The following is a 16,144-nucleotide window of genomic DNA, read 5'->3' as shown; positions in this document are numbered from 1 at the left end:
CCTCTTATCGTGCGAGCTGGCTTCTCTGTGGGAGCTGGCTTGCCTGCGATAGCGTCACCTCGATCCTTCTGATAGACCGCGGCGCCCGCATCGCAGGCAAGCCAGCTCCCACATTGATCTTCACCGCTCAATAATCTTTTTCCCCCTGAATCGTCATGCGGCATTTCGCTGCAGGCCTTGCCGTGCCTGACGTTGACCTGCGTCATGACAAACGGCGTTTGCGCGACGCTTGACAAGGATTGGTCGTAAACGTATGTTTCAAACAACTGTTTGACCGCCACAACACATCCATGCGGTTGTTCATCCCAGATACATCAGCAGAGGTTTATCGCTATGCCTGACTACAAGGCCCCCTTGCGTGATATTCGCTTCGTTCGTGACGAACTGCTTGGCTATGAAGCGCACTATCAGAGCCTGCCGGCTTGCCAGGACGCTACCCCGGACATGGTTGACGCCATTCTCGAAGAAGGCGCCAAGTTCTGTGAGCAGGTACTGGCACCGCTGAACCGCGTGGGTGATATCGAAGGTTGCACCTGGAGCGAGTCAGGCGTTAAGACCCCTACCGGTTTCAAAGAAGCCTACAAACAGTTCGTTGAAGGCGGCTGGCCAAGCCTGGCCCACGACGTGGCGCACGGTGGCCAGGGCCTGCCGGAATCCCTGGGCCTGGCGGTCAGCGAAATGGTCGGCGAAGCCAACTGGTCGTGGGGCATGTACCCGGGCCTGTCCCATGGCGCGATGAACACCATTTCCGAGCACGGCACCCCCGAGCAGCAAGAGGCTTACCTGACCAAACTGGTGTCGGGCGAGTGGACCGGCACCATGTGCCTGACCGAACCGCACTGCGGCACCGACCTGGGCATGCTGCGCACCAAGGCCGAGCCTCAGGCTGATGGTTCCTACAAGGTTTCCGGTACCAAGATCTTCATCTCGGCCGGCGAACACGACATGGCCGACAACATCGTCCACATCGTGCTGGCTCGCCTGCCGGACGCACCGGCTGGCACCAAAGGCATTTCGCTGTTCATCGTTCCCAAGTTCGTACCAAACGCCGACGGTTCGATTGGCGAACGCAACGCGGTGTCCTGTGGTTCCCTGGAACACAAGATGGGTATCCACGGCAACGCCACCTGCGTGATGAACTTCGACGCGGCCACCGGTTTCCTGATCGGCCCGGCGAACAAAGGCCTGAACTGCATGTTCACCTTTATGAACACCGCTCGCCTGGGCACCGCGCTGCAAGGCCTGTCCCACGCTGAAATCGGCTTCCAGGGCGGCCTCAAATACGCTCGCGACCGCCTGCAAATGCGCTCCCTGACTGGCCCGAAAGCGCCAGACAAGGCCGCTGACCCGATCATCGTGCACCCTGACGTGCGCCGCATGCTGCTGACCATGAAAGCCTTCGCCGAAGGCAACCGCGCGATGGTGTACTTCACCGCCAAGCAGGTTGACGTGGTCAAGTACGGCACTGACGACGAAGCCAAGAAACAGGCTGACGCACTGCTGGCCTTCATGACCCCGATCGCCAAGGCGTTCATGACCGAAGTCGGTTTTGAAGCCGCCAACCACGGCGTGCAAATCTACGGCGGCCACGGCTTCATCGCCGAGTGGGGCATGGAGCAGAACGTTCGCGACAGCCGCATTTCGATGCTGTACGAAGGCACCACCGGCATTCAGGCCCTCGACCTGCTGGGCCGCAAAGTGCTGATGACCCAGGGCGAAGCGCTGAAGGGCTTCACCAAGATCGTCCACAAGTTCTGCCAGGCCAACGAAGGCAACGAAGCGGTACAGGAATTCATTGCACCGCTGGCGGCACTGAACAAAGAGTGGGGCGAGTTGACCATGAAGGTCGGCATGGCGGCCATGAAAGACCGCGAAGAAGTCGGTGCCGCTTCGGTGGATTACCTGATGTACTCCGGTTATGCCTGCCTGGCTTACTTCTGGGCCGACATGGCCCGCCTGGCCGCCGAGAAACTGGCTGCCGGCACCACCGAAGAAGGCTTCTACACCGCCAAGCTGCAGACTGCGCGCTTCTACTTCCAGCGCATCCTGCCGCGTACCCGCACCCACGTTGCAACCATGCTGTCGGGCGCCAACAACCTGATGGACATGAAAGAAGAGAACTTCGACCTGGGCTACTAAGCCTCGGCCAGTTCGCTTCAAAAGCCGCCACTCCTTCGGGAGCGGCGGTTTTTTTTGCGCGATAAAAAACCACAGTACCGCACTCAGGGATTGCTCCGAGCGGCCGTTACAGTGATGGCAATGTGATACGCATCACATTGAATGTGCTTAACTGTGATCAGTGAAGGCACTGTGCCATCTTTTTTTGTGGGTCGGAGCTTTACCCTTGTCGCGCGCGTCTGCTGTACGTTTCAGTCATTTTTTACCTTCACTGCTTTTACTGCTGGCGGGGCTCTCGGCTGCGTATGTGAAGGATCTCAATGTGTTCTTCACTTCACTGTTCAATGTGCTGCCGACCCTCGTGCTGCTGCTGGGCGGCTCGTACTGCGCGGTCTACCGGCGCCAGCGAGAGCTGTTCCTGATGATCACGGTGTACGTGGTCTATTTCCTGCTGGATACCCAGACCGATTACTACCGCGATAACGGTCGCGTGCGGGACGACGCGGCCGTGGTCTTCCATCTGTGTTGCCTGTTGTTACCGTTGCTGTTCGGCATCTACGCGGTCTGGCAAGAAAAAACCCACCTGTTTCGCGACTTCGTCGCACGCTGCGCGGTGCTGTTTGCGGTAGGCAGCGTGGCGCTTGCCCTTGAACAAAGTTTCCCCCATGCCTTGTTAAGCTGGTTGGCCGAAATTCGCTGGCCCGCCTTGCATGGACGCTGGATGAGCCTGATCCAGCTGTCCTATCCGATGTTCCTGATTGGTTTTGTGACCCTGGCCGCGCAGTACTGGTATCAACCAAGACCGCTGCACGCCGCGCAGCTGGTAGGGTTGCTGGGCTTGTTCTGGATGTTGCCGCAGACGTTCATCCTGCCGTTCACCCTGAACATCATGTGCAGCCAGGTGATGCTGATGATCGCTGCCGGGGTGGCCCACGAGGCTTATCAAATGGCCTTCCGTGACGAGCTGACCGGGTTGCCGGGCCGCCGCGCGCTCAATGAGCGCATGCAACGCCTGGGGCGCAATTATGTGCTGGCCATGGGCGACGTCGATCACTTCAAGCGTTTCAACGATACCCATGGCCACGACGTGGGCGACCAGGTACTGCGCCTGGTGGCCAGCAAGCTGTCCAAGGTCAACGGCGGCGGCCGGGCCTACCGCTATGGCGGTGAGGAATTTGCCGTGGTATTCGCCGGCAAGACCCTGGATGAATGCCTGCCGCACCTGGAAGAGATCCGCGAAATCATCGCCAACTACGACATCAAGCTGCGTAACCCGGACCGTCCCCACGACGACCAGCAGGGGCGCCAGCGTCGTGTAGGCAATGGCGCTTCCAGCGTGTCGGTGACCGTCAGCATCGGCGTGGCCGAACGCCAGGCCGAGCAGCGCAGCCCTGAAGAAGTGCTCAAATCCGCCGACCAGGCGCTGTACAACGCCAAGGGCGCGGGGCGTAACTGCGTGGTCGCTGCGGGGCAGACCCGCCGCGGCGCGGTCCGCATGGACAGCGCTGCCGGTTGAGTGATGGTGGTGTATTCAGCGGCCCTACAGTGATTGTCCGGTGGGCCGTGGGGCAGTAGGTTGAAGGCATCTGCTGCCGGAGACATTGCCATGCCTGACTATAAAGCTCCCCTGCGCGACATGCGCTTTCTGATCGATCACGTCTTTGACTTCCACGGCCACTACGCCGCGCTGGGTGCAAGCGATGCCAGCCCGGACATGGTCGGCGCGATCCTCGAGGAAGGTGCGAAGTTCTGCGAAAACGTCCTGGCGCCGTTGAACCGCTCCGGCGATGAAGAAGGCTGCCATTTCGACAACGGTGTGGTGACCACGCCCAAGGGCTTCAAGGAAGCCTTCGCGCAGTACGTGGAAGGCGGCTGGCACGGTTTGGCGGCTGACCCGGCCTACGGCGGGCAGGGCTTGCCAATGTCCCTGGGCCTGGTGCTCGCGGAGATGATCTCCTCCAGCAATACGTCCTGGGGCATGTACCCTGGCCTGACCCACGGTGCGATGTCGGCGATCCGTGCCCACGGCACTGAAGAGCAGAAAAACACCTACCTGAGCAAACTCACCGCGGGCCAGTGGACCGGCACCATGTGCCTGACTGAAGCCCATTGCGGCACCGACCTGGGCCTGATCAAGACCCGCGCCGTACCGCAGGCCGACGGCAGTTATGCAGTCACCGGCAGCAAGATTTTCATCTCGGCCGGCGAGCATGACATGAGTGACAACATCATCCACCTGGTGCTGGCCAAGCTGCCGGATGCGCCGGCCGGCACCAAGGGAATCTCGCTGTTTATCGTGCCCAAGTTCCATGCCGACTCGGGCGAGCGCAACACGATGAGTTGCGGCTCCATCGAGCACAAGATGGGCATCAAGGCGTCGGCCACCTGTGTGCTGAACTTCGATGGCGCCCGGGGTTTCCTGATCGGTGAGGCGAACAAAGGCCTCAACTGCATGTTCACCATGATGAACCATGCGCGCCTGGGCACCGGCATGCAGGGCCTTTGCCTGGGGGAAGCGAGCTTCCAGGGTGCGATCAAGTACGCCAACGACCGCTTGCAGATGCGCTCGCTGACCGGCGCCAAGGCACCCGAAAAAGCCGCTGATCCGATCATCGTCCACCCGGATGTGCGGCGCATGTTGCTGACCATGAAAGCCTTCAATGAAGGCAACCGCGCATTGACCTACTTCTCGGCACAGTTGCTCGATACCGCACACCTGAGTGGCGACGAGGGGCAACGCCAGGAAGCCGAAGACCTGTTGGCCTTCCTTACGCCGATCTGCAAGGCGTTCATGACCGAAACCGGGCTGGAGGTGACCAACCACGGCATGCAGGTGTTCGGTGGCCATGGCTTCATTCGTGAATGGGGCATGGAGCAACTGGTTCGCGATTGCCGGATTGCGCCGATCTATGAAGGGACCAACGGCATCCAGGCCCTGGATTTGCTCGGGCGCAAGGTGCTCGGCAGCCAGGGCAAGCTGCTGCGCGGCTTTACCAAAATCGTCCACAAGTTTTGCGCGGCCAACGCCGAACATCCGCAACTCAAGGCCCATGTGGCTCAGCTCAACCAGTTGAATCAGCAGTGGGGTGAGCTGACGGTCAAGGTAGGCATGGCAGCCATGAAAAACCCGGATGAAGTCGGCGCCGCAGCCCTGGATTACCTGATGTACAGCGGCTACATCATCCTTGCCTACTTGTGGCTGCGCATGGCGCTGGTGGCACAAGAGCAGTTGGACAGCGGTAGCGGTGATGCCGATTACGCCCGAGGCAAGCTGGCGACCTGCGAGTTCTACTTCAAGCGCCTGCTACCGCGCACGGCCGCGCACCGGGCGGCGGTGGAGGCGGGCAGTGAGTGCCTGATGAGTCTGCCGGCGGAGCTGTTTGCGCTTTAGTGACCGTAAAATACTTGTTGGTCACAAGCAGACCCTATGTGTCACAAAAGTTGTTCGGTTACACTCGGGGTCTGTAAAACCGACCCCACCCGAATAACGTTAAAGTTCTCACGAGGTTTGCCATGGCTGACTACAAAGCGCCGCTGCGCGATATGCGCTTCGTCCTCAACGAAGTTTTCGAGGTCGCCAAACTCTGGGCCCAACTGCCCGCGCTGGCAGAAACCGTCGACGCCGAGACCGTTGAGGCAATCCTCGAAGAAGCCGGCAAAGTCACCTCCAAGACCGTCGCCCCGCTCAGCCGCGGCGGCGACGAAGAAGGCTGCCGCTGGGAGAATGGCGCGGTCTTCACCCCGGCTGGCTTCAAGGACGCCTACAAAACCTACGCTGAAGGCGGTTGGGTAGGTGTTGGCGGCGACCCGGCGTACGGCGGCATGGGCATGCCCAAGGCAGTGTCGGCCCAGGTAGAAGAGATGATCAACTCCTCGGGCCTGGCCTTCGGCCTGTACCCGATGCTGACCTCCGGCGCCTGCGTGTCGATCAACACCCACGCCAGTGAAGAGCTCAAGGCCACTTATCTGCCGAATATGTACTCCGGCGTGTGGGCCGGTTCCATGTGCCTGACCGAGCCTCATGCCGGCACTGACCTTGGGATAATTCGGACCAAGGCCGAGCCTCAGGCAGACGGTTCCTACAAGGTCAGCGGCACCAAGATCTTCATCACCGGTGGCGAGCACGACCTCACCGAGAACATCATCCACCTGGTGCTGGCCAAGCTGCCGGACGCACCGGCGGGTCCCAAGGGTATTTCGCTGTTCCTGGTGCCCAAGTTCATGGTCAATGCCGACGGCAGCCTGGGGGCGCGCAATCCGGTGACCTGCGGCTCCATCGAACACAAGATGGGCATCCAGGCGTCTGCGACCTGCGTGATGAACTTCGACGAAGCCGTGGGCTACCTGGTGGGCGAGCCGAACCGTGGCCTGGCCGCGATGTTCACCATGATGAACTACGAGCGCCTGGGTGTGGGCATCCAGGGCCTGGCCTCCGGTGAGCGCTCTTATCAGAACGCTATCGAATATGCGCGCGACCGCCTGCAAAGCCGTTCGCCAACCGGTCCGAAAGCCAAGGACAAGGTCGCTGACCCAATCATCGTCCACCCGGACGTGCGGCGCATGCTGCTGACCATGAAAGCCTCGAACGAAGGTGGCCGTGCGTTCTCCACCTATGTGGCGATGCAGCTCGACACCGCCAAGTTCAGCGAAGACGCCACCGCCCGCAAACGCGCGGACGATCTGGTTGCTCTGCTGACCCCGGTTGCCAAGGCGTTCCTGACCGACCTGGGCCTGGAAACCACCGTGCACGGCCAGCAGATTTTCGGCGGCCACGGCTACATTCGCGAATGGGGCCAGGAGCAACTGGTGCGTGATGTGCGCATCACCCAGATCTACGAAGGCACCAACGGCATTCAGGCCCTGGACCTGGTGGGACGCAAGATCGTCGGTAGCGGTGGAGCGTTCTACAAGCTGTTCGCTGATGAGATCCGCCATTTCACCGCCACTGCCGGCGCCGAACTGGCCGAATTCACCAAGCCGCTGAACGCGGCCGTGGATGACCTGGACGAACTGACCGCCTGGCTGCTGGACCGCGCCAAATCCAACCCGAATGAAATCGGCGCGGCATCCGTGGAATACCTGCACGCGTTCGGCTACATGGCTTATGCCTACATGTGGGCCCTGATGGCCAAGGCGGCTCTCGGTAAAGAGGCTCAGGAAGACTTCTACGCGAGCAAGCTGGGCACCGCGCGTTTCTACTTTGCGCGCTTGCTGCCGCGGATCGCGTCCCTCAGCGCCTCGGTAAAAGCCGGTAGCGAATCGCTGTTCTTGCTGGATGAAGCACTGTTCTAAGGACTTGGAGGGCGTGTAAGCATTCTCTTACATGACGTGCTGCTATTCGTCCTCTATCGCCAAATTGGATCCACGGATAATCTACTTCACATGGACGTCGCGCAGGAAGCGCAAAGCAACAACACGGACACGTAGGATTCTGCCAGGAAGGCGGAGTGAAATGGATGTCAGGGAAACAGTCTGCAAAGCCCCGCTTCGGCGGGGTTTTCTTTTGCCTGCGAAAAAGTCAGGCGGGCGCGTTCATCACGTCTTCCAGCAGCGTGCGCAACAATTCCAGCGTCGCCTGCTGGCGCTGCACATCCCGGCACACCAACCCCACTTTCAACGGCACCCGTGGTTCGCTCAAGGGTTTCCACAGCAACGCCTTGCTGTTGTGTTCATCCTGGGAGCGTCCGGGAAGCACCGTCGCCAGCTTGGTGTGGGGCAGGCTGTCGAGAATCCCCGCCATCGTATTCAACTCGGCCTGCACTTGCGGGCGTCGGCCCAGGTTGGCCAATTGACCTTGCCATATCTGGCGCACCTGAAACTCTTCCCCCAGCAGCAACATGGGTAACTCGGCGGCTTGCTTCAGGGAGACTTTCTTGAATTCCCGCAGCGGGTGATCAGCCGGGATGACCACCTTCAGTTCATCTTCATACAGCAGCACGCCGTGCAGCCCCGGCTGGCGTGGCGGCAGGTAGCTGATGCCGATATCCAGCGAGCCGTTGAGCAGCCGGCGTTCGATTTCCATCCCGGTCAGCTCGTAGATCTGTACGACCAGGTGCGGCTGGGCCTTGCGTACTCGTTCGAGCATCTGCGGCACCAGGCTGGTGTGCACGGTTTGCAGCACGCCGATCGCCAAGGTGCGCAGTGCCTGGCCCTTGAAGTTGCGCAGTGCTTCCACCGCGTGCTGCATACCGTCGAGCAAGGGCAGGGCGTGGTTATACAAAGTGTGGGCGGCGAGGGTCGGCAGCAGGCGCTTGCTGCTGCGTTCGAACAGGCTCACATCAAGGTTTTGCTCGAGCTGGCGAATCTGCTGCGACAAAGCTGGCTGGGAGATCGACAGGCGCTCCGCTGCCCGCCCCACATGGCCTTCTTCGTACACCGCGACGAAATAACGCAGTTGCTTGAAATCCATAAGTAATGCTTATCGAAAATGCTGGAAAATCGAAATGGCCGAGTGCCCCCAAGGCGCCTAGTCTAGCGCCTATTCACAGGGCTTACAGGGCCGGAAAGCAAGATGAGTAGTGTTTATGTTGACGGTGTTTGCATAGGCAAGGCAAAAAACCTCCGCCATGGGTTTATCGGTAATACCGACCAAGGTGCGATTGCCAAAGAGGTTCATCCATGAACCTGTTCAACCTGCGTCGCCCCGCCCCCAGCCTGGATGATCTGATCCTCGAGGCGAAGACCCCGGCTCTGCGAGACGATCTTTCCAGCGATTGCCTGATGCCCAGCGTGGCCCGCCCGCCCCAGGTGTTTGTACGCGGCCAGGGCTCCTGGCTGTGGGACAGCGAAGACCGCGCCTATCTCGACTTCAGCCAGGGTGGCGGCGCCAACAGCCTGGGCCATAGCCCACAGGCAGTGACCAAGGCGCTGGCCGATCAGGCCCAATCGCTGATCAATCCCGGTAACAGCCTGCACAACCGCGTTCAACTGAACCTCGCCGACCGCCTGTGCCATCGCACCGGCAGCGACCAGGCCTACCTGCTCAACAGCGGCGCCGAAGCCTGCGAAGCGGCTATCAAGCTGGCGCGCAAATGGGGCCAACTGCACCGTGGCGGCGCCTATCGCATCATCACCGCGAGCAACGGTTGCCATGGCCGCAGCTTTGCCGCGATGTCGGCCTCGGCAGCCGCCAGTGAAAACCGTTTTGAGCCCCAGTTGCCAGGCTTCAGCCACGTGCCGTTCAACGACCTGCCGGCGCTGCACGCGGCGGTGGATGCGCAAACCGTGGCAATCATGCTGGAACCGATCCAGAACGATGCCGGTGTCATTCCCGCGACCGAGCATTACCTCAAGGGTGTCGAACGCCTGTGCCGTGAGCTGGGAATCCTGTTGATCCTCGATGAAGTGCAAACCGGCACCGGCCGTTGTGGCACGTTGCTCGCCGAACAGTACTATGGCGTTCGCGCCGACATCATCACCCTGGGCAAGGGCTTGGGGGGCGGTGTGCCGCTGGCGGCGTTGCTGGCACGGGGCAAAGCGTGTTGTTTTGAGCTGGGTGAGCTGGAAGGCACCCACCACGGCAACGCGCTGATGGCTTCCGCCGGTGTGGCGGTGCTTGATACGGTGCTGAACCACGGATTTCTTGAACACGTCTGCGAGGTCGGCACTTACCTGGGCGAAGGGCTTGCCCGCCTGGCGCATCGCTATGACCAGGGTGAACTGCGCGGCCAGGGCCTGATGTGGGGACTGACTCTGTCGGAGGATTCGGCAGATGCGGTGGTAAACGCCGCGCTCAGTGAAGGCCTGATCCTGAGCGCGCCGCAACCCGATTGCCTGCGCTTCACCCCGGCGCTCACATTGAGCAAAAGCAACGTCGACGAAATGCTCCTGCGTCTGGCCCGTACCTTCTCCCGGGTGCGCACTGCACAGCTGCAATGCCGCAAGGGCATTGCCGTTTAAGTCCCATATTTCCTGAACCGTCTCGCGGTATACGCGGCGCCTCCAGCCTGATTCTTTTGGCTGGGGGCGTTTTTTTGTCCGCGAATTAGACGATGGCTGAGTGCCAGATCCCACTGAACCCTTACCAACGGCCAAGGTCGATTAGCTTGTACGGCTCACACGAGCCGATTTTCTGGAGCTGAACCCATGGATATCATTCGCATCATCATCGCCATTCTGCTGCCGCCACTGGGTGTGTTCCTGCAAGTGGGTTTCGCTGGCGCGTTCTGGCTGAATATTCTGCTGACCTTGTGCGGTTATATCCCGGGTATCGTGCACGCGGTGTACATCATCGCCAAACGCTAAAAAGACCTCAGCCTTTCGCGATCAGCCGTGAGTTGCGCTCATTGCGAAAGGCCAGTTGCTCAATGGTCTGGGTGGCGTGCTCCGCTTCTTCGCGGGCCTGGAGGATCATGCCGTGGTGCTCCGATTTGCTGCACACCGGGTCGGCGTTGCTGGCATCCCCGGTCAGCATGAACGCCTGGCAGCGGCACCCACCGAAGTCCTTTTCCTTCTCGTCACATGAACGGCACGGCTCGGGCATCCAGTCGTAGCCGCGAAAGCGGTTGAAGCCAAACGAGTCGTACCAGATGTGTTGCATGCTGTGGTCGCGCACATTGGGAAATTGCACCGGCATCTGTCGGGCGCCGTGGCACGGTAGGGCAGTACCGTCCGGCGTTACTGTCAGAAAGATGCTGCCCCAGCCATTCATGCAGGCTTTCGGGCGTTCCTCGTAGTAATCCGGCGTGACGAATATCAGCTTGCACGGGTGGCCTTCGGCTTCGAGCTTGGCGCGGTATTCGTTGGTGATGCGTTCGGCGCGCACCAGCTGTTCCTGGGTCGGCAACAGGCCGACCCGATTGAGCTGGGCCCAGCCGTAGAACTGGCAGGTGGCAAGCTCGACAAAGTCCGCTTCCAGGGCAATGCACAGCTCAATGATGCGGTCGATCTTGTCGATATTGTGCCGATGGGTGACGAAGTTCAGCACCATCGGGTAGCCATGGGCTTTCACTGCCCGGGCCATTTCGAGTTTTTGCGCGAAGGCTTTTTTCGAGCCGGCCAGCAAGTTGTTCACTTGCTCGTCACTGGCCTGGAAACTGATCTGGATATGGTCCAGGCCGGCCTTCTTGAAGTCGCTGATCTTCTGCTCGGTGAGGCCGATGCCGGATGTGATCAGGTTGGTATAGAAACCCAGCTTGCGCGCCTCGGCGATCAGTTCGGCGAGGTCCTGGCGCACCAGCGGCTCACCGCCGGAAAACCCCAGTTGCGCAGCGCCCATTTCCCGGGCTTCACGAAATACCTTGATCCACTGTTCCGTGCTCAGTTCCTTGCCCTGCTCGGCAAAATCCAGCGGATTGGAGCAGTACGGGCATTGCAGCGGGCAGCGGTAGGTCAGCTCGGCCAGCAACCAGAGCGGCAGGCCGATTTCCGGCTTGGGTGGCAGGTCAGGCAAGTTCGATCCAGTGCTGAGCACGGGCAACCTCCATGAATTGCTCGATGTCTTCACCGAGCTCGGGCACGCCAGGGAACTGCTTGTCCAACTCGGCGATGATTGCGCTGACATCGCGCTCGCCGTCGATCAAGCCACCGATCAAGGCGGCGCTGTCGTTGAGCTTGATCATGCCTTCCGGGTACAGCAGCACATGGCCTTTTTGCGCCGGTTCGTACTGGAAACGATAGCCCTGGCGCCAGGTCGGTTTTTTGCTGCGATCGAAGCTCATAGGGTGATCCCCTTATGCCATACACGCTGATCGGTCACGCTGTGATACGGCGGGCGTTTCAGTTCATAAGCCATGCTCATTGCATCGAGCATGCTCCAAAGAATGTCCAGTTTGAACTGGAGAATTTCCAGCATGCGCTCCTGGCCTTCGCGGGTGGTGTAGTGCTGCAGGGTGATGGCCAGACCGTGCTCCACATCCCGGCGAGCCTGGCCCAGGCGGGTGCGGAAATACTCGTAGCCGGCGGGGTCGATCCATGGGTAATGCTGGGGCCAGCTGTCGAGGCGCGACTGGTGGATCTGCGGGGCGAACAACTCGGTCAGGGAACTGCTGGCGGCTTCCTGCCAGCTGGCCCGGCGGGCGAAGTTGACGTAGGCGTCTACCGCAAATCGTACGCCCGGCAGTACCAACTCCTGGGAGCGCAGTTGATCCGGGTCGAGGCCGACGGCCTGTCCCAGGCGCAACCAGGCTTCAATGCCGCCGTCTTCGCCGGGAGCGCCGTCGTGATCCAGCAGGCGCTGGATCCACTCACGACGAATCTCCCGGTCCGGGCAGTTGGCCAGGATCGCGGCGTCCTTGAGGGGAATGTTCACCTGATAATAAAAACGGTTGGCGACCCAGCCCTGGATCTGCTCGCGGGTGGCGCGGCCTTCGTACATCGCCACGTGATACGGGTGATGGATATGGTAGAAGGCGCCCTTGGCGCGCAGGGCCTGTTCGAACTCGGCGGTGGTCAGCGGTGTGTCAGTCATTTGGCTCGCTCCTACAATTCAATGCTCATGCCGTCGTACGCCACTTCCACATTGCGTCGCAGCAGCTCGGCTCGCTCGGGCGAGTCCTCATCCAGGATCGGGTTGGTGTTGTTGATGTGGATAAGCACCTTGCGCTGCTTGGGCAACTGCTCCAGCACTTCCAGCATGCCGCCGGGGCCGTTTTGTGCCAGGTGGCCCATCTCGCGACCGGTGCGGGTGCCGACGCCACGGCGCTGCATTTCGTCGTCGTCCCACATCGTGCCGTCCACCAGCAGGCAATCGCTGCCGGCCATTATTTCCAGCAACGGTGCGTCAACCTTGCCCAGGCCCGGCGCATAGAACAGCTTGCCGCCGGTGCGCAGGTCTTCGACGATCAGGCCGATGTTGTCGCCCGGGTGTGGGTCGAATCGGTGAGGCGAGTAGGGCGGTGCCGCGCTACGCAGCGGCAATGGTGTGAAGCGCAGGTTGGGGCAGGCGGGGATCGTGAAGCTGGCGTCCAGCTCGATGCGGTTCCAGGCCAGGCCGCCGTTCCAGTGGGTCAGCATGGTGAACAGCGGGAAGCCGGTGCTCAGGTCTTCATGGACCATGTCGGTGCACCACACTTGGTGCGGGCAGCCTTCGCGCAGGCTGAGCAGGCCGGTGGTGTGGTCGATCTGGCTGTCCATCAGGATGATCGCGCTGATGCCGGTATCCCGCAGCGCGCGGCCCGGTTGCATCGGGGCGAAGCCTTGAAGCTGGGCGCGGATATCTGGCGAGGCGTTGCACAGCACCCAGTTCACGCCGTCATCGGAAATCGCGATGGACGACTGGGTACGCGCCTCGGCCCGCAGGCTGCCGTCGCGAAAACCTGCACAGTTCACGCAGTTGCAGTTCCATTGCGGGAAACCACCGCCCGCGGCGGAACCTAGAATCTGGACAAACATGGCCGCTCCATTACACACAACTCAAAAATAAAAACGCCCCGGGCGAGCCGAGGCGTTGCATTGCGATACAAAGCCAATCAGCGGCTGGCAAAGTACATGGTGACTTCAAAGCCGATACGCAGATCAGTGTAAGCAGGTTTGGACCAAGTCATGTTCTTACTCCTACGAAGGGAAGGGACGTTTACTACCAAGTAATACATATAGTCCACCTCCAAGCGGAGATGTTCAGATGTGTGCATGTGAATGTTACGTACTTCTTTTGAAGATAGCGCTGTCCTGCGGGAAAAAGCCTTTTACCGAAGCGGCAATGATCAGCCAGATCGTTGCCAGGAGCCGGCGGCACAAGCGCCATTGGCCACACAGCGCCATCCGCCTGCAGCAGCATCGAGTTGCTGTGCAGCTACCATTAAATCCTCGCGGGTGCGGGTCTGGATGAAATCTTGCAGCTGCTGGATGTAATCCGACGGGTGGCCTGCCAAGTGCGCGTGCCAGAGCAGTTCAGCGGCTTGGGAAGTGGGTAGGGCGTCGAGGGAAAATTGCCGGGCCAGATCGTTCGGCAGTTCGCTGGCGTTAATCAGCGCGGGCAGTTGCTTCAGGAACGCCTGCAGGCGATCAAGTATTTGCGCAAGAGATGCGCTTGGGGATTGCACCCCAAACAGCAGGCCGGTTTGCCCGTTGTACTGTCGGATGCCGCTGAACACCGCGTAGCCCAATTGAAGCTCAACACGCAGTTGCTGGTAGAACGGCGCTTGCACCAGATGTGCGAGGAGGCGCCAGCAAGCTTCGTCCGCCAGGGAGCGTGTGGCTGTCGGGCAGAACAGCAGCAACGCGGCGTCGCTGGAATCGGTCCTGACTTCGTGCCAACGATGCTGGCTGCTGATTGACGGCAGTTCGCTGATAGCCGCTTGCGGTTGGCCGGGCAGTTTCCCGGCTGCACTTTTTATCGCCGTCTCGCAGGCGGCGGGCAGTCCCACGGCAAGCCCTTGCCAGCGAGCGGTTGACCATCGGTCTTGCCCAGCAACCTGCTGTGCAGCTTGGATGTCGGCGCAATACCCGGGCAATGCCTTGAGTAACTGCCGGATCGCCATTGCCGGCGCGGGGGAGGATGACGCTCCGGCATTTTCGTCGAGCCGGGTCAGCTCGCGTGCCACTTCCTCCAATATCGCGGGCATGGGTTCGTGCAGCCCTAGCATCTTCAGCTGCCAGTGACCGCCGATTGTCTCGAAAGACAACTGGACGCCAGCCTGGCTGGCGTTCTCACGCAGCCGTGGGAAAAGCTCTGCATCCAGCGGCGAATCCAGATGCCAGCGCAGGTAGAGCGCGCCTTCATCTGTGTCGCCTGGCAAGGCCTGGCTGAAGGTCAGCGCCGAAAGATCCTTCCGTCCACGGGAGCGATCCTGGGCGAACGTGCGCAGGCCGCGATGGGCGCTGGTTTGCCCGCGAATCAGCCCCGGGCGCTCTTCCTTGGCTGCCGGCTGCAGGAACGGATTGGTGGGCGGCAGTTGCCAGGCGTGCCGGGACGGCGGCAATTGCAGCGAGTCCAGCAGGGTCTTGAGGGAGCTGGCGCTTTGCTCGGACAGGACCAGTTCGTTGTCCTGCCGGGCCAATGCCAGGGCACCACTGACCTGTTGTTTGCGAGCAAGCAGCAAGGCGTACTCTTCCCGCAAGGGCGCCCAGTCACTGTGTGCGAAAAAGCTCAGCCAGTCGTGCAGCAGTTCTTCGATCAGTGTCGTCTGCTGCGCACCCTGAGTGTCCAGGGTGAACTTGATATCCAACAACGCCTGTCCGGCAAATTGATACAGCGCCGTTGCGTTAATGGCGCTGACTAACTGCCGCGACTGCAACTCGGCGAGCAACCCGCCGGGCGCCGAAGTGTTCAGCCACAGGCAGAGGAAATCCAGCGCCTCAGGGGAAGCCTCGCTTGCCACCACCTGATGCCAGTGGTGTTCATCGGTGTGTTGATAAGTACGTTGATTGCCGGCCAGCAACGCTGGCGCCGGCGTCTGTCGCCGCAGAGGTGCAGTCTTCAGCGCAGCGCCAAACTGATGCGCCAATGCCTCCAGCTCCACCAGCGACTGAGGGCCCGCAAGGCTCAAGGTCATCTGCCCGGAATGATAGAAACCTTCATAAAAATCCCGCAACGCCTGCTGAAAATCCTCACGCTCTACCGCCAAGCTATCCCGGTTGCCCGCATGAAACGCGCGCAACGGATGACCCGCCGCAACACCTCCCAGCAACGCTTGTTGCTGTTGCGCCGTGGCATCTTGCGACCAGGCAATAAACTCCGCCTGCAATACTTCGCGCTCACGCAACTGGTCTTCCAGGGCCAGGCGCGGATGGGCGAGCATGTCCCCCAGGCGCTCCAGTGCGGCTTCAAATGCCGAAACAGGCACCTCAAAGAAAAAGTCGGTAGTGCGCTCGCGGGTGCTGGCATTCACCTGCCCGCCCTGGCGCTGGACGTAGGCCATCAGCCCGTCGCTTGCAGGAAAACGTCCGGTGCCCAGGAACAATAAATGCTCAAGAAAATGCGCCAGTCCCGGCCACGCCAGGGGTACATCGTGGCTGCCCGCTGCAACGCGCAAGGCAGCCGCGGCGCGCTTCAAGCGCGGCGCATGATGCAAGGAAACCCGCAGGCCGCTGGCCAGGGTCAATTGAAGGTGATGAGGGTGGGCCGGCGCAGGCATGAGCACTTCCG

The 16,144-nt window shown here is 60.9% G+C and carries 13 protein-coding genes; 6 read left to right on the top strand and 7 right to left on the bottom strand.

From position 1 onward, the window contains the following. The first annotated feature begins 333 nt into the window (after nt 1-333). The 4 genes from V6607_RS30170 (at nt 334) to V6607_RS30155 (ending at nt 7,410) form a co-directional block, all read left to right on the top strand. Nucleotides 334-2,139 (top strand): phenylacyl-CoA dehydrogenase, encoded by a 1,806-nt coding sequence (locus V6607_RS30170; RefSeq protein WP_134327421.1) that lies wholly within the window; start codon nt 334-336, stop codon nt 2,137-2,139. A gap of 205 nt (nt 2,140-2,344) precedes the next feature. Next, nucleotides 2,345-3,634: a GGDEF domain-containing protein gene (locus tag V6607_RS30165; protein WP_023659318.1), complete on the top strand. Its 1,290-nt coding sequence runs from the start codon at nt 2,345-2,347 to the stop codon at nt 3,632-3,634. A gap of 90 nt (nt 3,635-3,724) precedes the next feature. After that, a complete protein-coding gene (locus V6607_RS30160; protein ID WP_087694737.1) occupies nt 3,725-5,509 on the top strand; it encodes an acyl-CoA dehydrogenase C-terminal domain-containing protein in 1,785 nt (594 codons plus the stop codon). A gap of 122 nt (nt 5,510-5,631) precedes the next feature. Next, complete coding sequence (locus V6607_RS30155) at nt 5,632-7,410, top strand: acyl-CoA dehydrogenase C-terminal domain-containing protein (RefSeq protein ID WP_102370043.1); 1,779 nt, start codon at nt 5,632-5,634, stop codon at nt 7,408-7,410. Between the two features lie 226 nt (nt 7,411-7,636). On the opposite strand, the gene V6607_RS30150 is transcribed toward V6607_RS30155, so the two are convergent. Continuing rightward, a complete protein-coding gene (locus V6607_RS30150) occupies nt 7,637-8,527 on the bottom strand; it encodes a LysR family transcriptional regulator (protein WP_003211052.1) in 891 nt (296 codons plus the stop codon). A 209-nt stretch (nt 8,528-8,736) separates the two neighbouring features. Here V6607_RS30150 and V6607_RS30145 point away from each other — a divergent pair, with 209 nt between their 5' ends. Together V6607_RS30145 and V6607_RS30140 are read left to right on the top strand one after the other, a co-directional pair. Then, nucleotides 8,737-10,017, top strand: a complete 1,281-nt coding sequence (locus V6607_RS30145; RefSeq protein ID WP_134327420.1) for an aminotransferase class III-fold pyridoxal phosphate-dependent enzyme — start codon at nt 8,737-8,739, stop codon at nt 10,015-10,017. 186 nt (nt 10,018-10,203) lie between these two features. Next, nucleotides 10,204-10,362, top strand: coding sequence for a YqaE/Pmp3 family membrane protein (locus V6607_RS30140; protein WP_003211049.1), 159 nt, complete (start codon nt 10,204-10,206; stop codon nt 10,360-10,362). 7 nt (nt 10,363-10,369) lie between these two features. Here the strand turns inward: V6607_RS30140 and pqqE are convergent, their stop codons facing one another. From pqqE to pqqF, 6 genes are all read right to left on the bottom strand, one after another. Then, complete coding sequence (gene pqqE, locus V6607_RS30135; RefSeq protein WP_008434380.1) at nt 10,370-11,509, bottom strand: pyrroloquinoline quinone biosynthesis protein PqqE; 1,140 nt, start codon at nt 11,507-11,509, stop codon at nt 10,370-10,372. Further along, nucleotides 11,502-11,777, bottom strand: coding sequence for a pyrroloquinoline quinone biosynthesis peptide chaperone PqqD (gene pqqD / locus V6607_RS30130; protein WP_003211043.1), 276 nt, complete (start codon nt 11,775-11,777; stop codon nt 11,502-11,504). Before pqqD ends, pqqE begins: the two co-directional genes overlap by 8 nt. After that, nucleotides 11,774-12,526: a pyrroloquinoline-quinone synthase PqqC gene (pqqC, locus tag V6607_RS30125; protein ID WP_003211042.1), complete on the bottom strand. Its 753-nt coding sequence runs from the start codon at nt 12,524-12,526 to the stop codon at nt 11,774-11,776. The genes pqqD and pqqC overlap by 4 nt, the downstream gene beginning before the upstream one ends. 11 nt (nt 12,527-12,537) lie before the next feature. Beyond that, the gene (gene pqqB / locus V6607_RS30120; protein ID WP_003211040.1) at nt 12,538-13,449 is read right to left on the bottom strand and encodes a pyrroloquinoline quinone biosynthesis protein PqqB; all 912 of its coding nucleotides are present in this window, start codon (nt 13,447-13,449) and stop codon (nt 12,538-12,540) included. A gap of 77 nt (nt 13,450-13,526) precedes the next feature. After that, the gene (gene pqqA / locus V6607_RS30115; protein WP_003194766.1) at nt 13,527-13,601 is read right to left on the bottom strand and encodes a pyrroloquinoline quinone precursor peptide PqqA; all 75 of its coding nucleotides are present in this window, start codon (nt 13,599-13,601) and stop codon (nt 13,527-13,529) included. A gap of 159 nt (nt 13,602-13,760) precedes the next feature. Continuing rightward, a complete protein-coding gene (gene pqqF / locus V6607_RS30110; RefSeq protein ID WP_134327419.1) occupies nt 13,761-16,133 on the bottom strand; it encodes a pyrroloquinoline quinone biosynthesis protein PqqF in 2,373 nt (790 codons plus the stop codon). Nucleotides 16,134-16,144: the final 11 nt, after the last annotated feature.

Origin of the sequence: Pseudomonas sp. KK18, from assembly GCF_037094675.1 — a bacterium.
In the GTDB taxonomy this organism is placed as follows: Bacteria; Pseudomonadota; Gammaproteobacteria; order Pseudomonadales; family Pseudomonadaceae; genus Aquipseudomonas.
The sequence above is the reverse complement of the archived record's forward strand: the minus strand, read 5'-3'. Positions and strand labels throughout refer to the sequence as shown.